Origin of the sequence: Bacillus sp. OTU2372 (assembly GCF_038440275.1) — a bacterium.
In the GTDB taxonomy this organism is placed as follows: Bacteria; Bacillota; Bacilli; order Bacillales; family Cytobacillaceae; genus Neobacillus; species Neobacillus bataviensis_B.
This window is the reverse complement of record NZ_JASATK010000007.1, coordinates 66455-86595: the sequence shown is the minus strand read 5'-3', so window position 1 is coordinate 86595 and position 20141 is coordinate 66455. Positions and strand designations below refer to the sequence as shown.

The window sequence follows — 20141 nt, the reverse complement described above, 5'->3', positions numbered from 1 at the left end:
CTGTGCGATACTCTTTTTGCTTTATTTTCCTTTATATTTTTCATAGAGAACATCATAATTTTCCGCTAACACCACATCCAAATCCGTCAATCCCCCGGCATTCCAAGAAGTAAGCCTGAGAGTCACTAATTTATAATCAATTGCAATAAAAGGATGATGATTTTTTTCTTCAGACAGCTCGGCAATTTCATTTACAAGCGCTACCCCGCTCAAAAACTCCCGAAAACGATATTTTTTAACAATGAATTTACCGTCTAATTTCCATCCTGGTAATGCATCCAAAGCTTGATCAATTTCCGTTAAACTTAGCCTTTTTGCCACTCATACCCCTCCAATTGCCATTTACTATTACTCTATTCTACGGCCCTCATCCTAACGACTTAGTTCCGTTTTTTATTTACAATGGCGATTGCCTTGTCGGTGTTGGCAAAGTGAAGTTTTACGAAGGAAGGAAGGCACTCTCGCCCTTTACTCATAATCAGCTTGGCAGCCGCTACATCCACCTGTGCCCCGGCACCCTTTGGAATTTTAAAACCCGCCGCCTCACTAAGCTTATCAATATATTGAATAAACGCATATCGTGCCAAGATACTAGCCGCAGCAACCGCTAAATGAATTCCTTCTGCTTTGGTACTAAAATAAACATCCTGATTGGCGATCGCCTTCTGCCCTTTTAAATGCTGAAAATAAGTACTAGGCTGGACAAATTGGTCAATTAAAATCGCCTCCGGTTTCACAGGTGATATCTTCTCCAACACATTTAAAATGGCCTGATTATGAAGCAATGCCTTCATTTTACCTTGGGACATTCCCGAACCTTGTACCTGATTATACTTTTCATTTTTCAGAGTCATCAAGCTAAAGGGAACTACATCCTTAATAACCTTAGCAATTGATATTATTTTTTCATCATTCAAATCCTTTGAATCACGTACACCTAATTCTTTTAATAACGGAATATCTTCTTTTCTGACATAGGCTGCTACCACTGTAATAGGACCAAAAAAGTCACCCGTTCCCACTTCGTCAGAACCGATGGCCGACATCCCTCCAATACCTGCAGGAAGGTCACCTTTTGCCACAGACTTCCCTTTCGCAGCAGAAGGTTTTTTACTTGAAGCACCCGCAGCACTGCTGCCCCATTTCCTGGCCTCTGATTCACTATCATTCCCTTGAAACAAGACTTTCCCGGACTTATAGGCCGTAATCATACAGGAGGGGGTTTTTGCTGCAAACACACTTCCAGGAATATTTTTATCCAAAAGCTGCTTTGCATAATAGTTTTTCAATTCATTAATCTTCGACATTTCTAAATTAAGAACAACATTTCCCACTAAGACACCACATTTCAATAAATTTTCTTGCTATGTTTAAAAAAAACAGGATAAATCCAAGGCCTGTTTCATTTTCGATTTGTTTGACTTTTCGACTTATATACGTTCGTGTTATAGTATAGAGTAGGATTCTGGAATGGAGGCTTTACGTTGTCAAATTTACAAAAACATAAAACAACCGTTGCTATATACGGCCAGCAATACGTCATAATGGGTACGGAAAGTCCAAGTCATGTACGACTTGTGGCATCGTTAGTTGACGACAAAATGCGCGAAATTAGTTATAAGAATCCCACTCTAGACGTAAATAAACTAGCTGTTCTGACTGCGGTAAATGCAGTCAATGATTATATTAAATTAAAAGATCAGTTAGAGCGGCTGCAAGCAGAACTACAAAAAGAAAAGGACTAAAAAAATATGTTGGGTTTAGCTATTATCATTTTTCTCATTATTGGATTCTTTGTTGGACTTAAAAGGGGGTTTATCCTTCAGCTTGTTCACCTAATAGGTTTTATTATTGCATATGTGGCCGCCACTTCCTACTATGAAGAACTTTCAACAAAACTCATATTATGGATTCCCTATCCAAACTTCGGTGATGCCACAGGTTTAAAAATTTTAACAGATTCAAATGATATGCAGAGTGCTTTTTACCGGGCGATTGCCTTTGTTATTATCTTCTTTGCTGTAAAAATATTGTTTCAAATCATCGGCTCTATGCTCGATTTCATTGCCCATTTGCCGGTCTTAAAACAGCTGAATGTATTAGCTGGGGGCATATTAGGCTTTTGTGAAGTCTATTTACTTATCTTTATTTTATTATATATTGGAGCCTTAATTCCAATCGGATTTATTCAGGATGCACTCGATCACTCCTCATTGGCGAAAGCAATTGTGAATCACACGCCTATCCTTTCACAGCAAATTAAAAGCTTGTGGATTGAATATACAACTGCTTGAACTTCTCTGTAGCAGAGGAGTTTTTCTATTCATGCCATAAACTAAGATAAAATGAAAATGCTAAACAGAGGGCAGGTGTTTATGATGGAAGTTAATAAAAAAGAAGTAATTCGCTTATTAGAAACCATTGCGATTTATATGGAATTAAAAGGTGAAAACCCATTTAAAGTTTCCGCCTTCCGCAAAGCGGCAAATGCGCTAGAAACAGATGAACGTGTCTTAACGGAAATTGAAGACTTTACCAGCATTTCTGGGATTGGCAAAGGGACTGCCACTGTAATAGATGAATACATAAAACAAGGAACATCTACAGTCTTAAAGGAGTTAAAGGAAGAGGTTCCAGCTGGTTTAATCCCTTTGCTGCAGCTCCCGGGTCTTGGCGGAAAGAAGATAGCCAAGCTCAATAAGGAGCTGGGAATTGTAGATGTTGTCAGTTTAAAAGAAGCTTGTCAAGCTGGCCAGGTGCAGGCCCTTGCCGGATTTGGCAAGAAAACAGAAGAGAAAATCTTAAGTGCCATCGCCAATGTGGGAACAAGGCCTGAACGGCTTCCACTGGCGTACATGCTTCCAATTGCCGACCAAATCGAAGCCAAACTGGCAGAAATGCCGGATATTATTCGTTTTTCTAGAGCGGGAAGTTTAAGAAGAATGAGAGAAACAATTAAAGATCTTGATTTTATCATTTCGACAACCCAACCGGAAATGGTCCGCGAGCACCTGTTGAATCTACCGCAAATAAAGGAAGTCATCGGTGCAGGGGATACAAAGGTATCCATTGTCTTGGATCTTGATTATGATGTCTCTGTTGATTTCCGCCTCGTCAAGCCGGAGGAATTCATTACTACGCTGCATCATTTTACAGGTTCAAAGGATCATAATGTCCGGATGCGTCAGTTGGCCAAAGAACGCGGTGAAAAGATAAGTGAATACGGTGTTGAAAATGTAGAAACAGGGGAGATTCTTACTTTTTCATCAGAAGAAGAATTTTTTAAACATTTTGATCTGCCGTTTATTCCGCCGGAAATTCGCGAGGACGGAAAAGAAGTAGAGCAATTCTCGGCGTCTGAAGAATTGATTGAGCTTGCAGATATTAAAGGTGATTTGCATATGCATACCACCTGGAGTGACGGGGCTCACTCGATCGAAGAAATGGTGAATGCCTGCCGGGCGAGAGGCTACCAATACTTAGCTATTACAGACCACTCGCAGTACCTAAAAGTAGCAAACGGTCTAACACGTGAGAGATTGCTAAGGCAGAAAGAAGAAATTAAGAAATTAAATCAAAAATACGATGATATTCTGATCCTATCGGGTGTAGAGATGGATATTTTACCTGATGGGACATTAGACTTTGATGATGAGTTATTAGCAGAAATGGATTTTGTGATTGCCTCCATTCATTCGGCTTTTTCCCAACCAAGGGAAAAAATTATGGAACGGTTAAAGACGGCATTGGAAAATGCTCACGTCGATTTAATTGCCCATCCAACTGGCAGAAAAATTGGCCGCCGGGAAGGCTATGATGTCGATGTTGATTTATTAATCCAACTGGCTAAAGAGACCAATACAGCATTAGAATTAAATGCAAACCCTAACAGGCTCGATTTAGCAGCAGAATATTTACGAAAAGCCCAAGAAAACGGCGTTAAAATTCTCATTAATACCGATGCCCATCAATTGGATACTTTAAAGCATATGGAAATCGGTGTTTCGGCGGCCAAAAAAGGCTGGATTAAAAAGTCTACAGTGATTAATGCATTAGATAAATATGAATTACTTGAATTTTTACATCATCGATAGAAAAGGAGGGAAACTCCATGCACGAAAGAGCTTTGAAGGTTTTGGAATTTACAAAAGTAAGAGAACAGCTATTCGAACATGCCTCTTCCTCACTTGGAAGAGATAAAATTAAAAATTTAGTCCCATCGACGGATTTTGACGAAGTGGTAAGGCTCCAAGCAGAAACGGATGAAGCAGCAACCGTCATTCGTATTAAAGGGAATGTACCGTTAGCAGGAATTCATGATATTCGAGCCCATATTAAACGATCCGTGATCGGCGGCGTTTTGAGCCCCCATGAACTGATTCAAATTGCAAGCACCATTCATGCGAGCCGCCAAATGAAGCGATTTATTGAGGAATTAGCCGCAGACAGAACAGAACTGCCAATCTTAGTGGAACAAGTCGCAAATATCATTCCGCTCACGAACTTGGAGCAGGATATTAAACATGCGATCGATGAAAGTGGAGAAGTTTTGGATAGTGCTAGTGATTTGCTGCGATCGTTAAGGCATCAGCTTCGGTCTAATGAGTCGAGAATTCGTGAACGGTTAGAAAGTATGATTCGTTCGTCAAATGCTGCTAAAATGTTATCCGATGCGATTGTGACAATTCGAAATGACCGGTTTGTTATCCCGGTAAAGCAAGAGTACCGCGGCCATTATGGCGGGATTATTCATGATCAAAGTTCATCAGGTCAAACCCTTTTTATTGAACCGCAGGTTATTGTCCAATTAAATAATCAACTCCAAGATATTCGTGTCAAGGAACAGCTTGAAATTGAAAGAATCTTAACAGAGCTGTCCGCAAATACAGCCGAATACGAAAGTGAACTCAAGGTAATTGTCGATATTTTGTCCAATTTAGATTTTGTTTTTGCAAAAGCTAAATATGGTAAAAAAATAAAGGCTTCCATGCCAATTATGAATGATGAAGGAAGAATTACTTTATATAAAGCCCGTCATCCGCTCATTCCGATTGATGAAGTAGTTCCCAATGATATCATGCTCGGAAAAGAGTACACAACAATTGTGATAACGGGTCCCAATACAGGGGGTAAAACGGTCACCTTAAAGACGCTTGGCCTATGCTCGTTAATGGCACAGGCAGGCCTTCAGGTACCGGCCTTGGACGGCTCGGAACTCGCCGTTTTTGATTCAGTCTATGCCGATATTGGTGATGAGCAGTCGATTGAACAAAGCTTAAGTACCTTTTCGTCCCATATGGTTAATATTGTCGATATTTTAAACCGGGTCGATTTTAACAGCCTAGTCTTATTTGATGAGCTAGGGGCGGGAACCGATCCACAAGAAGGTGCTGCCTTGGCGATCTCGATTTTAGATGAGGTTCACAAACGCGGGGCAAGGGTCATTGCGACGACCCACTATCCGGAATTAAAGGCGTATGGTTATAATCGCGAGGGTGTATTAAATGCCAGTGTGGAATTTGATGTTGAGACATTGAGCCCGACGTATAAATTATTATTGGGAGTACCCGGCCGGAGTAACGCTTTTGAAATTTCGAAACGGCTTGGTTTAAACGAAAGGGTCATTGAAACAGCCCGCTCGCATGTAAGTGAAGACACTAATCAAATTGATAAAATGATCGCCTCTCTTGAGGAAAGCAAACGCCAAGCTGAGCGCGAACAAGAAGAAGCACGCGACTTTTTAAAACAAGCGGAAAAGCTTCATCAAGATTTACAATCGCAAATGATCGAGTTTTATGATAAAAAAGATACAATGCTTGAAAAAGCAGCGGAAAAGGCCGCTGATATTGTGGATGAGGCGAAACAAGAGGCTGAGAAGGTTATCCGTGATTTGCGAAAAATGAGAACAGAGAAACATGCGGAAATAAAAGAACATGAACTCATTGATGCAAAAAAGCGGCTTGAACAGGCAGCACCGGAAATCAAAAAATCCGCGAAATTAACAAACACCAAATCTAAAAAACACACCTTCATGCCTGGGGATGAGATAAAGGTCTTGACCTTTGACCAAAAAGGAACCCTGCTGGACCGTGTTTCAAACAATGAATGGCAGGTTCAAATTGGTATTTTGAAGATGAAGGTCAAAGAAAAGGATATGGAGTACTTGAGTACACCAAAACAAGTGGAAACCAGACCAATGGCGATCGTAAAAGGCCGAGATACTCTAGTTAAACTGGAATTAGATCTCCGTGGGGAAAGGTATGAGGATGCCCTTTTGAAAGTAGAAAAATATATTGATGATGCCCTTCTGGCAAGTTATCCTCGTGTATCAATCATCCATGGAAAAGGTACGGGGGCCTTAAGACAGGGCGTACAAGAATATTTACGAAACCATCGTTCCGTTAAGAAAATCCGCTTTGGAGAAGCAGGAGAGGGTGGTTCAGGGGTAACCATCGTCGAATTTAAATAATATTTCCGGGGAGAAACGTAATGGACCAGTTTTGGGAGAATAGATATATTCAAATAGCTGCATATTACAGTGTTGTAATTTTATGTATGGTTGTCTTTTTAGCTGTGTTTGAAGTAGTGACCAGATATAAAAATTGGGAAGAAATCAAAAAAGGAAACCTGGCAGTGGCAATGGCAACCGGTGGAAAAATACTGGGGCTGGCCAACATTTTCCGAGCATCTATTAAGGACAATAATTCCTTACTGGAGATGGTTGGCTGGGGTGTTTACGGGTTTGTCCTGCTGCTTGCCGGCTATTTTATCTTTGAATTTTTAACGCCTAAATTTAAGATTGATGAGGAAATTCAAAATGATAACAGAGCGGTTGGTTTGTTGTCGCTGATTATCTCAATTGGGTTGTCCTTTGTGATTGGTGCAGGAATTTCGTAAGGGGAGAAAATATCAGTGGAGACATTAGCTAAAGTACTGCTGGGATTGTGCGGTTTGTTTTTACTTATAGGCATTATATATATGGTGTTTTTTGCATAAGATCAATCATCGCTGAAGTAATTTGGCGATGATTTTTTTTATACTCTAGGAAATTATAGATTTACTACTTGTGGATAACTTTTTACAGGTTTAGACACGTCCAGCTCCAGCGCCTAGCCCCTCGAGGTCATAAGCCAATCCGTCCAAAAGGTTAAAAAGCAACCTTTCGGCCGGCTCGTCTTATGCTTGTCGGGGCTGACCAAGGCGCTTGCGCTTTTGTTCCTAAATGGATTAACCCTCATAATTGCAAAGTCTCATTGTCTATAACTAATCGCTGTAATATAATAGAAGAGAGTTTATAATTTTTATCATTTATGATAAAAAGGAGGTTATTTATGTTGGAGTCAAAACCCTGGTTGGACCTTTATCCAAAGGAAATTCCCGCCACACTTGAATACTCCAGAGAACCCGTACAAGAATACTTAATAAACGCAGCCAGAGAGTTTCCTGAGAAAATAGCGATTCATTTTATGGGAAAAGAAATGACGTATAAACAACTTTATGAAGAGTCACTCAGTGTTGCCAGTTATCTACAACAATCTATAGGCATTCAAAAGGATGAGCGGGTTGCCATTATGCTTCCTAATTGTCCGCAAGCTGTAATCAGTTATTTTGGTATCTTAATGGCAGGCGGAATCGTCGTTCAAACCAATCCGTTATATACGGAACGAGAGCTGGAGTACCAAATGAAAGACTCCGGTTCAAAAGCTATTATCACCATGGACATTCTTTATCCACGAGTCACAAAAGTTATGCCGCAGACTAATTTACAACACGTTATTGTAACCGCTATCAAAGACTACTTGCCATTTCCTAAAAATCTTATTTATCCCTTCATCCAGAAAAAGCAATATGGGATTGTTGTAAAGGCAAAACATGAAGGAAACTCCCATTTGCTCACCGAAATTGTCAAAGCAAATTCAACAGAATTGATCCAGCATGATTTTGATCCAGAGGAAGATATTGCCTTATTACAATATACTGGAGGGACAACCGGTTTTCCAAAAGGAGTCATGCTGACCCATAAAAATCTGATTGCCAATACTTGCATGAGTGAAGCCTGGTTATATAAATGTACACCCGGTGAAGAATCAGTTTTGGGAATATTGCCGTTCTTCCATGTTTATGGAATGACTACGGTCATGATTTTATCGATTAAGATGGCCTATAAAATGATTTTATTACCAAAATTTGATGCCCTAACGACATTGAAAACCATTCACAAACAGCGCCCAACTCTTTTTCCAGGTGCGCCGACCATCTATATCGGCCTATTGAATCATCCTGATTTGAAGAAATATGACCTTTCTTCGATTGATTCCTGTATCAGCGGGTCGGCAGCACTCCCAGTGGAAATACAGCAAAAGTTCGAGGAAGTTACAGGTGGAAAGCTCGTAGAAGGCTATGGACTATCTGAAGCATCTCCTGTCACTCATTCTAATTTTTTATGGGATGTCCCAAGGGTAAAAGGCAGTATCGGTGTTCCCTATCCTGACACAGACGCTGTCATTTTGTCTGTTGAAACTGGTGAACCGATGCCAGTCGGTGAAATTGGTGAAATTGTGATTAAAGGACCGCAAATTATGAAGGGCTACTGGAATCGTCCAAAGGAAACAGAGGAAGTACTGAAGGATGGCTGGCTTTATACCGGAGACCTTGGTTACATGGATGAGAAGGGATATTTTTATGTAGTAGATCGTAAAAAGGACATGATTATCGCAGGAGGTTTTAATATCTATCCTCGAGAGATTGAAGAAGTATTATATGAACATCCAGATGTAGTGGAGGCTGTGGCTGCCGGTGTTCCTGATCCATATCGTGGAGAAACCGTGAAGGCATATCTAGTCTTAAAAGAAGGTTCCACTGTTACAGCTGAAGAAATGAATCAATTTGCAAGAAAATACTTGGCTGCTTATAAAGCACCTCGGGTTTATGAATTTAGAAAAGAACTACCGAAAACGGCGATAGGTAAAATATTAAGAAGAACACTTGTAGAAGAAGAAAAACAAAAAATAGAGCAAGAAAGCCAAAAACACGCCTAGCTTTTTAATTATTTTTTTTGAGCAGGAAGGCTTGTCCCACCACACTATTTTATATTACGATGAAGTGGTCAGTTTTTCTTGACAGCAGCTAATTTAAATTCTATTATAAAATTATGAATGATGATTCATTCATAATTTCTTTTTGTTTGTAAAGAATACAAGAAAGACTTCTTCAAGAGGGTGGACATTGTGAAAAAGAACAAACCGAAATATATGCAAATTATAGATGCAGCGGTAATCGTTATCGCTGAAAATGGGTACCATCAAGCCCAAGTTTCCAAAATTGCAAAGCAGGCAGGGGTGGCAGATGGCACCATTTATCTATATTTTAAAAACAAAGAAGACATCCTTATCTCTCTCTTTGAAGAAAAAATGGGCGAATTCGTGGAAAAAATAGAAGAAAAAATAGCAGGAAAAGTGACGGCAGAAGAGAAGTTATTAATGATGATTGAAACCCATTTCCAACTTCTATCGGATGATCACCATATGGCAATAGTTACCCAGCTGGAGTTACGTCAATCCAATAAAGAATTGCGGCTAAGAATTAATGCGGTTCTTAAAGGATATTTACAGGTCATCGAAAAAATCATTTTAGAAGGAAAAGAAACAGGGGAGTTCTCAAGTGATCTTGATGTTCGCCTAGCCCGGCAAATGATCTTCGGGACAATTGATGAAACAGTTACATCATGGGTGATGAACGAGGAGAAATATGATTTACTGGCCTTGGCATCTCCAGTTCATCGACTGTTGATCGATGGCTGTGGAAAAAGGTAAGGAATGAAAAGGGGGAGTTGCATTGGAATACTTAAAATGGTCATATCAGGATCGGATTGCCACAATTACCATCGAGCGTCCGCCAGCAAATGCACTTTCATCGGGTCTGTTAAGAGAATTATCTGCAGTTCTTGATGAAATCGAGCCAAACCGTGAGATTGGGGTTATTGTCATTCACGGAGAAGGCCGATTTTTTTCAGCAGGAGCCGATATTAAGGAATTTACGACTGTGACTTCATCAGTAGGATTTGCGAACCTTGGCAAGTTTGGGCAAGATTTATTCGATCGGATGGAAAAATTCCCAAAACCAATTATTGCAGCCATCCATGGTGCAGCTCTAGGTGGTGGACTTGAATTGGCGATGGCCTGTCATATCCGTTATGTAAGTGAAAATGCCAAACTTGGTCTGCCTGAGCTTCAGCTTGGGTTAATCCCTGGTTTTGCGGGTACACAGCGTTTGCCTAAATACATCGGTGTTGCAAGGGCTGCGGAAATGCTGTTTACTTCTGAACCTATTTCCGGTCTAGAGGCGGTTGAATATGGTTTAGCAAACCGTGCCTTCCCTGAAAGTCAGCTGTTAGATGAAGCTTATAAATTGGCAGGCAAGATTGCTAAGAAAAGTCCTGGTTCCATTCAAGCAGCCATAGAATTATTGAATTATGCTAAAACAGAGGAATTCTACGAAGGAGCCAAAAGGGAAGCTGAATTATTTGGTGAAGTATTTGTATCAGAGGATGCAAAAGAAGGAATCCAGGCATTTCTTGAAAAGAGAGAGCCTAGTTTTAAAGGGGCATAACTTCTAACGGCAGGCATCTGTCCAGAAGTTCCAATAAATTTTTTTGCGAAGTATTTTCTCAATCTTTCGAACTAAATTAATGTTTGAAATTTACTAGGAGGGAAACCATGAACATTTATGTATTAATGAAAAGAACCTTTGATACGGAGGAGAAGATTACCATTTCTGGAGGCAAGATTAATGAGGACGGTGCAGAATTCATTATCAATCCATATGATGAATATGCCATTGAAGAAGCGATTCAAGTCCGCGATGCCAATGGCGGCGAAGTGACTGTTATTTCAGTTGGAAATGAGGAAGCTGAAAAGCAATTACGCACTGCTCTTGCGATGGGTGCAGACAAGGCCGTTCTAATTAATATCGAAGATGATGTAGAAAATGGGGACCAATTTACCACTGCGAAAATTCTAGCCGAATACTTGAAAGCTAAAAATGCCGATTTAATTCTAGGAGGAAATGTGGCTATTGATGGGGGCTCCGGCCAAGTTGGTCCGCGTGTGGCCGAACTGCTTAACATTCCATATGTTACAACCATTACAAAGTTAGAAATTGATGGGGCAAAGGTAACAGTAACTCGTGATGTTGAGGGAGATTCAGAAATAATTGAAACGAGCCTGCCGCTTTTAGTAACAGCACAGCAAGGCCTAAACGAGCCACGCTACCCTTCGCTGCCAGGTATCATGAAGGCAAAGAAAAAGCCGCTTGAAGAATTAGAGTTAGATGATCTCGATCTTGAGGAAGACGAAGTTGAAGCCAAAACAAAAACAATTGAAATTTACTTGCCGCCTAAAAAAGAAGCTGGCAAGGTTTTAGCAGGCGATTTAAATGATCAAGTGAAAGAGCTTGTTCATCTTCTTCATACAGAAGCGAAAGTAATCTAATCCATTCACATAAAAATTGTCTTTCAGGAGGGTAATCGAATGTCAAGAAAAGTATTGGTACTAGGAGAAGTTCGTGACGGATCATTACGTAATGTTTCTTTCGAAGCAATTGCCGCAGCGAAAACAGTCGCAGAGGGCGGAGAAGTTGTTGGAGTTTTAGTCGGCGAATCTGTAAGCGCTTTAGGTGCTGAGCTGATTCAATATGGAGCAGACCGCGTTGTCGTTGTAGAGGACGGGAAATTAAAGCAATATACATCTGATGGTTTTGCGCAGGCCTTATTAGCAGTCATTGACCAAGAAAAACCGGAAGGATTAGTGTTAGGGCATACGTCCTTAGGTAAAGATTTAGCGCCGCGTATTGCTGGTAAACTTTCTTCCGGTCTTGTTTCTGACGCTACGGCTGTTGATGCGGCAGGCGGAAATATTGTGTTTACTAGACCAATTTACTCCGGAAAAGCATTTGAAAAGAAAATTGTGACTGATGGGCTGATCTTTGCCACTGTCCGTCCGAATAATATTGCACCATCCGTAAAGGATGAAAGCAGAACAGGTGAGGTCACTTCACTGTCTGTTGATATCAAGGACCTTCGAGCCATTATCAAAGAGGTGGTAAGAAAAGCAAGTGAGGGTGTAGATTTAAGTGAAGCAAAGGTCGTAGTCTCTGGAGGACGCGGCGTAAAAAGTGGTGAAGGATTTGCGCCATTAAAGGAATTAGCAAATGTATTAGGAGGAGCTGTCGGGGCTTCTCGTGGCGCCTGTGATGCTGACTATTGTGATTACTCCTTGCAAATAGGCCAGACCGGTAAGGTAGTTACACCAGATTTATATATTGCCTGCGGTATTTCCGGTGCGATTCAGCACTTAGCAGGAATGTCCAATTCCAAGGTCATTGTAGCGATTAACAAAGACCCAGAAGCTAACATTTTTAAAGTAGCTGATTACGGGATTGTTGGTGATTTATTCGAAGTCGTGCCACTGTTAACAGAAGAATTTAAAAAACTAAAAGTTCATTCGTAATAAACTAGAGCTTGGCCGGTTTACGAACGGAAATGCAGGTCAATACTAAAAAGCGGGCGGTGTATGGCTCGCTTTTTTACTTGGTTATGAATAGAATACTTACAGTAAAAAAGGGAAAATTATTTGCGAGACATATTATTAGCGTGATATGACAAACAAATGATATACTTTCCGTAGTATTCCAGTATTTTAAGGAGGTCAATATAAATGGCTATTTCACACGTAACAGATCAAAATTTTTCTGCTGAAACAGGTTCAGGTCTTGTGCTCGTAGATTTCTGGGCACCATGGTGCGGACCTTGTAAAATGATTGCTCCAGTTCTTGAAGAACTTGACGCAGAAATGGGCGAAAAAGTAAAAATCACTAAGCTTGATGTAGATGAAAACCCACAAACTGCTGCTAACTTTGGTGTTATGAGCATTCCAACATTGTTGGTATTAAAAAACGGCGAAGTGGTTGATAAAGTTGTCGGCTTCCAACCTAAAGATGCATTAGCAAGCGTACTAGATAAGCACGTATAAGTTAAAAAAGTAAGAACCTCAAGCTCTTAGGCCTGAGGTTCTTATTTTTTAAAAAATGAAATATAACTTTGAGAATTGTCCAGCTATAGCGCCTAGGGGCTCGGGGTCATAAGTCAATCCGTCAAGTAGGCTAAAGAACAGCCTTCTAGCCGACTCGTCTGTAGCCTTGCGCCCCTAAACAAGGCGCTTCCGCTTTTCTTTTTTTACAGAAGTCTCCTACTTCCCTTTATCGTAACTTTGCATTAGAATTTATAAGATATGATAGAAAAGACGGAGGAGTGGCCGGAATGAATGAAATTATTAAGCAAAAATTGACCCTGCTGCCTGATCAGCCTGGCTGCTACTTAATGAAAGACCGTCAGGGAACGATTATATATGTGGGGAAAGCGAAAGTGTTAAAGAACCGTGTTCGTTCTTATTTTAACGGTTCTCACGATGGGAAAACATTAAGACTTGTCAATGAAATTGAAGACTTTGAATATATTGTTACCTCTTCAAATATAGAAGCGCTTCTACTTGAATTAAACCTGATCAAGAAATACGACCCAAAATATAACATCATGCTGAAGGATGACAAAACCTATCCGTTTATCAAATTAACAGCGGAAAGACATCCGAAATTAATTATTACGAGAAAAGTAAAAAAGGATAAAGGGAAATACTTTGGGCCCTATCCAAATGTCGGAGCGGCAAACGAAACAAAAAAGCTGCTCGACCGAATTTATCCGCTGCGTAAGTGCTCTACCCTTCCTGATCGGGTCTGCTTGTACTACCATTTAGGACAGTGCCTGGCACCTTGTGTAAATGAAGTAAGTGAAGACCAATATAAACAAATGACGGATGAAATCACCCGTTTTTTAAATGGCGGCTATAAAGAAATTAAAAATGAGCTAACGGAAAAAATGACTACGGCGGCTGAAGAACTGGATTTTGAACGAGCTAAGGAGTTCCGAGATAAAATTGTCCACATTGAGACCATTATGGAAAAGCAAAAAATCACGATGACCGATTTTACAGACCGTGATGTGTTTGGATATGCAGTCGACAAGGGCTGGATGTGTGTTCAAGTCTTTTTTGTCCGTCAAGGTAAGTTGATTGAGCGGGACGTCTCGATGTTCCCAATCTATAATGAACCTGAGGAAGAAATCTTAACATTCCTTGGTCAATTCTATACAAAAGCAAGTCATTTTAAGCCAAAAGAGATCCTTATCCAAGATGAGGTCGATCTTCATTTGGCAGAGCAGCTGCTGGAAGTAAAGGTCCTGCAGCCACAAAGAGGGGCCAAAAAGGACCTGGTTAAAATGGCGATTAAAAATGCCAATATCGCCTTAAAGGAAAAATTTTCTCTCATTGAAAAAGATGAGGAAAGAACGATTAAGGCCGTTGAAAATTTGGGAGAGCTCCTCGGGATTTATACCCCGCACCGAATAGAGTCATTTGATAACTCCAATATTCAAGGGACGGACCCCGTATCAGCGATGGTTGTTTTTACAGATGGAAAAGCGAACAAACGCGAATATCGAAAATATAAAATAAAATCGGTAAAAGGTCCGGATGATTATGAATCCATGCGGGAAGTCACTAGGAGACGATATTCGAGAGCCCTAAAAGAAAATCTTCCGCTGCCGGATTTAATTATTATTGATGGCGGTAAAGGACATATTGAAGCCGTACGGGATGTTCTAGAAAATGAACTTGGTTTAGATATCCCGCTTTCAGGTCTAGTGAAGGATGAGAAGCACCGCACTTCACAGCTTCTCTATGGAAATCCGCTCGAAGTTGTCCCATTAGCACGGAATAGCCAAGAGTTTTATTTGCTGCAGCGAATTCAGGATGAAGTCCACCGTTTTGCGATTACTTTCCACCGGCAAATCCGCGGGAAAAGTGCTTTTCAATCATTACTCGACGATATCCCGGGAATTGGTGAAAAGCGAAAAAAATTATTATTAAAGCAATTTGGTTCAGTGAAAAAAATGAAGGAAGCTACACTGGAGGAATTTACTGCACTTGGTATTCCGACAAATGTGGCAGAAGAATTAATCGAAAAACTTCGTTCATAATTATTGTCATAAAATAATGAACATGCTATAATGATAAAAATTTAATCAGTCACTTTATCGTACTAAAGTGAAGGTAGAGGTGCGAAATTCAATAGTAATGATTCTGAGAAGGATGAGCTTCAATGAAGAATCATGAAAGGGAAGGTTCGCCGAAGTGAAGAAGGACTCATATCCTTTTTTTGCTGGTTCTGTATTGAAGAAATCCAGAATTGTCAAGACGGTGTCTTGGAGAGCTATCTTACGTTGTTTGTACAGGAATTTTTTTTCGTGTTCAAAAAGCAATGAGATGCCCTTCTCATTGCTTTTTTTTATTTTACTAGCATACTAGTTACAGCAAAATGGAAAGTAGGGGAAAAAGGATGGGTTTAGTTGTTCAAAAATTTGGCGGCACTTCTGTTGGAAGTGTTGAAAGAATTTTAAATGTTGCAGCATGTGTAAGAGAGGAGAAAGAGAAGGGCAATGATGTCGTTGTCGTTGTTTCTGCGATGGGAAAGTCAACGGACCAGCTTGTAAGCCTGGCCAAGGATATAACGAAAGAGCCTAGCAAACGAGAAATGGATATGCTCTTGTCTACAGGCGAGCAGGTGACCATTGCATTACTTTCCATGGCTTTACAACAACAAGGGCTTGAGGCAGTTTCCTTCACAGGCTGGCAGGCAGGAATCGTTACTGAACCTGTTCATGGTAATGCCCGCATTGCGAAAATCAATCCTGAGGCAATTCAAGCTCAAGTTTCTACTGGAAAGGTTGTCATCGTCGCGGGTTTCCAAGGTGTTACCGAGGATGGCGAAATTACGACATTAGGCCGCGGCGGTTCAGATACAACCGCAGTTGCTTTAGCAGCAGCACTAAAAGCTGATAAATGTGATATTTATACAGATGTAACAGGCGTGTTTACGACAGACCCAAGATATGTAAAAGATGCTAGGAAACTATTATCCGTTTCCTATGATGAAATGCTTGAGTTAGCCAATTTAGGCGCAGGTGTGCTTCATCCAAGAGCAGTCGAGTTTGCGAAAAACTATAAAGTACAGCTTGTTGTCAGATCTAGCATGGAAAAAGAAGAAGGAACAGTTATTGAGGAGGAAGCAACAATGGAACAAAATCTAGTGGTACGCGGTGTGGCATTTGAGGACGAAATTACAAGAGTTACCGTATTAGGTTTGACTAACTCGCTTACAAGTCTATCAACAATTTTCACCACTTTAGCCCAGAATCATCTTAACGTAGATATTATTATTCAAAGTACAACCGAAGCTGGAAGTGCTAATCTGTCATTCTCGATCCACACGAATGATCTATTAGAAACAGTGAAGGTACTTGAAGATAATAAAGCGGAACTTGGCTATGAACAGCTCGATGCAGAAAATAAATTAGCTAAGGTTTCGATTGTCGGTTCAGGAATGATTTCCAATCCAGGTGTCGCAGCGAAGATGTTTAAGGTTCTCGCTGAAAATGATGTCCAAATTAAAATGGTCAGCACCTCCGAAATCAAAGTATCAGCCGTAGTAGAAGAAAAAAATATGCTAAAAGCAGTTGAAGCCCTGCATGCAGCATTCGAACTAGGTCAACAACAATAAGATTGTATAGATAGTAAAAATAATAAAAATGATAAGAATAATAAAAATAATAAAAATGGTGTCAGGCACCGAAAGGTATGCTGACACCATTTTTATCACCGTTATAGAATAATTTGATAGGGGACCTGAATTTACTTGATGTAGTCTTTAATGTCCCATTTGACGGTGAATTGTACTTTGTTTCCTTTTTTGATGGGATGTTCGAAGGCTTCAGCGGCGACTTCCTTTTGAAGCTCCATTTGCTGTGCGAGAAAGCCTGCTTCAAGCTGAAAGAAATGCTCGGCCTTTGATTTTACCCGTGAAACAAGTATTGGGCTCACCAGTTCAATCTCAATCTCGTTTTTTGTTTCTTTTCTAATTTCCAGCTGGCCCCATGAGGCATTATGAAAAAAGGTAACAACCTCATCAAAATCAGCTAATGGGTATTTCCGCGCCAGCCGTTTGCCTGCCCAATATAATATTTCCTGTGTATCCTTGCCAAGAATCTCGGGCAGAAGGATTTCCCTAATTAATTCATATCCGAATATCGATACGGTGCGTGGTTCAGCTGTCTGTTCAGCTATATTTTCATCTGTGTTCAAACTTACATCGACAACAGTACTTTCTTTCAATATGCTTCCCCTCTTTCTATCATTCTATTATATACAATTTGAGGCGGATTTCAGTACCGTTTTATTTGTAATAAACAAATTATCGCGCAATATTTAATCCTATTTTTCATCATAATTATTATTTCCTATTAAATATAATTTCTAACAGTTAGATGTTGGAAATTGATTGAAGAATATTGTTGTATTACATAACAAAGGGCTATAAAACTCAACTGTTATAAAGGTCTATTACAATATCAATATATTTTAAAAATTTTCTATTTTTGCTAAAGAATCTGTATCCGTTTTCTTGACGCTCTTAAATGATGGGAGTAAAATGAACATGTCACATAATTGTCACAGTGATGACAATTAAGGATTTGTAAGGAAATATAAAAAGGTTACAGTAAAAAAGCACTTTTTAAAACTAAAAGGGGGGTAAAAATAATGGCGGGTAATCGTGAGTTTGTTAATCGCAGATTGCACTCATTACTAGGAGTTATTCCGATCGGAGTATTCCTGACGCAGCACTTAATCGTCAACCATTTTGTAACAGGGGGACCTGAATCTTTTAATAAGGCTTCAAACTTTATGGGAAGTCTTCCTTTCAAGATTGTCCTCGAAACAGTAATTATTTATTTACCGTTGTTATATCATGCAATCTATGGACTTTATATTGCTTTTACAGCAAATAGTAATGTTAATAGATTTGGTACTTTCAGAAACTGGATGTACTTACTTCAGCGTATCACAGGCGTCATTACATTGATCTTTATTGCATGGCATGTATGGCAAACACGTGTGGCAGCTGCATTAGGGACTGAAGTCAACTATGACATGATGCACAATATTCTATCATCACCATTTATGTTTGGTTTCTATTTAGTAGGAATTCTTTCAGCAATTTTTCACTTTGCCAATGGTTTATGGTCATTCTTAGTAAGCTGGGGTATTACGGTATCACCACGTTCACAACGTATTACTACTTACGTGACAATCGGTGTGTTTGTTATTCTTTCATTAATTAGTATTCAAACATTAATTGCATTTGTATCTTAATAGATTATAAGTCGGAAAAAATTGTATTTTGGATTAAAGGAGTGAGTCACGAATGGGTAAAGGTAAAGTGATTGTAGTCGGCGGCGGCCTTGCAGGCTTAATGGCTACTATCAAAGTGGCAGAATCAGGAACACCGGTAGAGCTTTTTTCGCTAGTTCCGGTTAAACGTTCTCACTCTGTTTGTGCCCAAGGCGGTATTAATGGAGCAGTAAATACAAAAGGTGAAGGGGATTCTCCGTGGATTCACTTTGACGATACCATTTATGGCGGAGATTTCTTAGCGAATCAGCCGCCTGTTAAAGCGATGTGTGATGCGGCACCTGGAATCATTAATCTTTTTGACCGGATGGGTGTTATGTTTAACCGTACACCTGAAGGTTTACTAGATTTTCGCCGTTTTGGCGGAACACAGCATCACCGGACAGCATTTGCCGGAGCAACAACTGGGCAACAGCTTCTTTATGCACTTGATGAACAGGTTCGCCGCCATGAAGTGGATGGCTTGGTTACTAAATATGAAGGCTGGGAATTCCTTGGTGCGGTTCTAGATGATGAGGAGGTGTGCCGCGGGGTTGTCTGCCAAAACTTAAAAACAATGGAGATCAAATCATTTGCTGCTGATGCTGTCATCATGGCAACTGGAGGCCCTGGGATTATTTTTGGAAAGTCAACCAACTCCGTAATTAACACAGGTTCAGCTGCATCGATCGTGTATCAGCAAGGCGCTTACTATGCAAATGGTGAAATGATCCAAATCCATCCAACTGCTATTCCTGGTGATGATAAGCTGCGTTTAATGAGCGAATCTGCACGTGGTGAAGGCGGTCGTATTTGGACATATAAAGACGGAAAACCTTGGTACTTCTTGGAGGAAAAATATCCTGCCTACGGAAACCTTGTACCACGTGATATTGCAACACGTGAAATCTTTGATGTATGTGTTCGTCAAAAGCTTGGAATTAATGGTGAAAACATGGTATTCCTTGATCTTTCTCACAAGGATCCGCATGAATTGGACGTAAAACTTGGTGGTATTATCGAGATTTATGAAAAATTCATGGGTGATAACCCACGTAAAGTACCAATGAAAATTTTCCCTGCGGTTCACTACTCAATGGGTGGACTATGGGTTGATTATGATCAAATGACAAGCATTAAAGGTTTATTTGCTGCTGGTGAGTGTGACTATTCACAGCACGGTGCAAACCGTCTTGGTGCAAACTCCTTGTTATCAGCTGTTTACGGCGGAATGGTGGCAGGACCAAATGTTGTTAAATATATCGAAGGACTTGAAAAGAGTTCAGATGCCATTTCTTCTACTGTATTTGACCGTCATGTGAAAGAACAGGAAGAAAAATGGAATAATGTTATGTCTTTAGATGGTACTGAAAATGCTTATGTACTTCATAAAGAACTTGGTGAATGGATGACTGATAACGTAACCGTTGTCCGTTATAATGACAACCTGTTAAAAACAGATGAAAAGATTCAAGAACTATTGGAGCGTTATCAAAACATTAATATCAATGATACATCGAAATGGAGCAACCAAGGGGCAGCTTTCACAAGACAATTACAGAACATGCTGCAATTGGCCCGTGTTATTACGATCGGTGCTTATAACCGGAATGAGAGCCGTGGTGCTCATTATAAACCTGATTTCCCTGAGCGGAATGATGAGGAATTTATGAAAACGACGATGGCTAAATTCGTTGATTCTAAAACTGCTCCAGCTTTCCATTACGAAGAGATCGACGTTTCGTTAATTAAGCCAAGGAAGCGCGATTACACAACAAAACATTAATAGAAAGGGGAGTAGGGAAG

18 protein-coding genes and 1 riboswitch are annotated in these 20141 nt (G+C 40.1%); of the genes, 15 read left to right on the top strand and 3 right to left on the bottom strand.

Annotated elements, in window-relative coordinates; all coding sequences use genetic code 11:
* Positions 1-21: 21 nt before the first annotated feature.
* Positions 22-321, bottom strand: coding sequence for a 4a-hydroxytetrahydrobiopterin dehydratase (locus AAHB15_RS13560; RefSeq protein ID WP_335571922.1), 300 nt, complete (start codon positions 319-321; stop codon positions 22-24).
* Between the two features lie 59 nt (positions 322-380).
* Positions 381-1334: a ribonuclease HIII gene (gene rnhC / locus AAHB15_RS13555; protein WP_342042609.1), complete on the bottom strand. Its 954-nt coding sequence runs from the start codon at positions 1332-1334 to the stop codon at positions 381-383.
* A gap of 150 nt (positions 1335-1484) precedes the next feature.
* On the opposite strand from rnhC, the gene zapA reads away from it, so the two are divergent.
* From zapA to AAHB15_RS13490, 13 genes are all read left to right on the top strand, one after another.
* Positions 1485-1745, top strand: coding sequence for a cell division protein ZapA (gene zapA / locus AAHB15_RS13550; protein WP_098526893.1), 261 nt, complete (start codon positions 1485-1487; stop codon positions 1743-1745).
* 6 nt (positions 1746-1751) lie between these two features.
* The gene (locus tag AAHB15_RS13545; protein ID WP_098526894.1) at positions 1752-2294 is read left to right on the top strand and encodes a CvpA family protein; all 543 of its coding nucleotides are present in this window, start codon (positions 1752-1754) and stop codon (positions 2292-2294) included.
* An 84-nt stretch (positions 2295-2378) separates the two neighbouring features.
* Positions 2379-4094 carry a DNA polymerase/3'-5' exonuclease PolX gene (gene polX, locus AAHB15_RS13540; protein WP_342042644.1) on the top strand — a complete coding sequence of 572 codons (1716 nt, stop codon included), beginning with the start codon at positions 2379-2381 and terminating at the stop codon, positions 4092-4094.
* A 17-nt stretch (positions 4095-4111) separates the two neighbouring features.
* On the top strand, positions 4112-6469 hold the full coding sequence (locus AAHB15_RS13535; protein ID WP_335571920.1) for an endonuclease MutS2: 2358 nt from the start codon (positions 4112-4114) through the stop codon (positions 6467-6469).
* 20 nt (positions 6470-6489) lie between these two features.
* Entirely contained in the window at positions 6490-6897 is a 408-nt protein-coding gene (locus tag AAHB15_RS13530) for a DUF350 domain-containing protein (protein WP_098526896.1), read from the top strand.
* Positions 6898-7331: 434 nt separating this feature from the next.
* Entirely contained in the window at positions 7332-9038 is a 1707-nt protein-coding gene (locus AAHB15_RS13525; protein ID WP_335571919.1) for an AMP-binding protein, read from the top strand.
* Between the two features lie 189 nt (positions 9039-9227).
* Positions 9228-9812: a TetR/AcrR family transcriptional regulator gene (locus tag AAHB15_RS13520; protein ID WP_098526898.1), complete on the top strand. Its 585-nt coding sequence runs from the start codon at positions 9228-9230 to the stop codon at positions 9810-9812.
* Positions 9813-9834: 22 nt separating this feature from the next.
* Positions 9835-10608, top strand: coding sequence for an enoyl-CoA hydratase (locus tag AAHB15_RS13515; protein ID WP_335571918.1), 774 nt, complete (start codon positions 9835-9837; stop codon positions 10606-10608).
* A 107-nt stretch (positions 10609-10715) separates the two neighbouring features.
* Positions 10716-11489, top strand: coding sequence for an electron transfer flavoprotein subunit beta/FixA family protein (locus AAHB15_RS13510; RefSeq protein ID WP_342042608.1), 774 nt, complete (start codon positions 10716-10718; stop codon positions 11487-11489).
* 39 nt (positions 11490-11528) lie between these two features.
* Positions 11529-12506, top strand: a complete 978-nt coding sequence (locus tag AAHB15_RS13505; RefSeq protein WP_342042607.1) for an electron transfer flavoprotein subunit alpha/FixB family protein — start codon at positions 11529-11531, stop codon at positions 12504-12506.
* Between the two features lie 207 nt (positions 12507-12713).
* A complete protein-coding gene (gene trxA / locus AAHB15_RS13500) occupies positions 12714-13028 on the top strand; it encodes a thioredoxin (protein ID WP_098526902.1) in 315 nt (104 codons plus the stop codon).
* A gap of 287 nt (positions 13029-13315) precedes the next feature.
* Positions 13316-15088 carry an excinuclease ABC subunit UvrC gene (gene uvrC, locus AAHB15_RS13495; protein WP_342042606.1) on the top strand — a complete coding sequence of 591 codons (1773 nt, stop codon included), beginning with the start codon at positions 13316-13318 and terminating at the stop codon, positions 15086-15088.
* 66 nt (positions 15089-15154) lie between these two features.
* A riboswitch (Lysine riboswitch) is annotated at positions 15155-15332 on the top strand.
* 115 nt (positions 15333-15447) lie between these two features.
* Complete coding sequence (locus AAHB15_RS13490; protein ID WP_342042605.1) at positions 15448-16668, top strand: aspartate kinase; 1221 nt, start codon at positions 15448-15450, stop codon at positions 16666-16668.
* Positions 16669-16799: 131 nt separating this feature from the next.
* On the opposite strand, the gene AAHB15_RS13485 is transcribed toward AAHB15_RS13490, so the two are convergent.
* Positions 16800-17279: a YslB family protein gene (locus tag AAHB15_RS13485; protein ID WP_335571913.1), complete on the bottom strand. Its 480-nt coding sequence runs from the start codon at positions 17277-17279 to the stop codon at positions 16800-16802.
* 426 nt (positions 17280-17705) lie between these two features.
* Here AAHB15_RS13485 and AAHB15_RS13480 point away from each other — a divergent pair, with 426 nt between their 5' ends.
* A complete protein-coding gene (locus AAHB15_RS13480) occupies positions 17706-18317 on the top strand; it encodes a succinate dehydrogenase cytochrome b558 subunit (protein ID WP_335571912.1) in 612 nt (203 codons plus the stop codon).
* 52 nt (positions 18318-18369) lie between these two features.
* Positions 18370-20121, top strand: a complete 1752-nt coding sequence (gene sdhA, locus AAHB15_RS13475) for a succinate dehydrogenase flavoprotein subunit (protein WP_098526907.1) — start codon at positions 18370-18372, stop codon at positions 20119-20121.
* Positions 20122-20141: the final 20 nt, after the last annotated feature.

Excerpts from the sequence above, each read along its gene's own strand:
- AAHB15_RS13545 (WP_098526894.1), top strand. The coding sequence starts at position 1,752 with ATGTTGGGTTTAGCTATTATCATTTTTCTCATTATTGGATTCTTTGTT.
- polX (WP_342042644.1), top strand. The coding sequence starts at position 2,379 with ATGGAAGTTAATAAAAAAGAAGTAATTCGCTTATTAGAAACCATTGCG.
- AAHB15_RS13535 (WP_335571920.1), top strand. The coding sequence starts at position 4,112 with ATGCACGAAAGAGCTTTGAAGGTTTTGGAATTTACAAAAGTAAGAGAA.
- AAHB15_RS13530 (WP_098526896.1), top strand. The coding sequence starts at position 6,490 with ATGGACCAGTTTTGGGAGAATAGATATATTCAAATAGCTGCATATTAC.
- AAHB15_RS13525 (WP_335571919.1), top strand. The coding sequence starts at position 7,332 with ATGTTGGAGTCAAAACCCTGGTTGGACCTTTATCCAAAGGAAATTCCC.
- AAHB15_RS13510 (WP_342042608.1), top strand. The coding sequence starts at position 10,716 with ATGAACATTTATGTATTAATGAAAAGAACCTTTGATACGGAGGAGAAG.
- AAHB15_RS13505 (WP_342042607.1), top strand. The coding sequence starts at position 11,529 with ATGTCAAGAAAAGTATTGGTACTAGGAGAAGTTCGTGACGGATCATTA.
- trxA (WP_098526902.1), top strand. The coding sequence starts at position 12,714 with ATGGCTATTTCACACGTAACAGATCAAAATTTTTCTGCTGAAACAGGT.
- uvrC (WP_342042606.1), top strand. The coding sequence starts at position 13,316 with ATGAATGAAATTATTAAGCAAAAATTGACCCTGCTGCCTGATCAGCCT.
- AAHB15_RS13490 (WP_342042605.1), top strand. The coding sequence starts at position 15,448 with ATGGGTTTAGTTGTTCAAAAATTTGGCGGCACTTCTGTTGGAAGTGTT.
- AAHB15_RS13480 (WP_335571912.1), top strand. The coding sequence starts at position 17,706 with ATGGCGGGTAATCGTGAGTTTGTTAATCGCAGATTGCACTCATTACTA.
- sdhA (WP_098526907.1), top strand. The coding sequence starts at position 18,370 with ATGGGTAAAGGTAAAGTGATTGTAGTCGGCGGCGGCCTTGCAGGCTTA.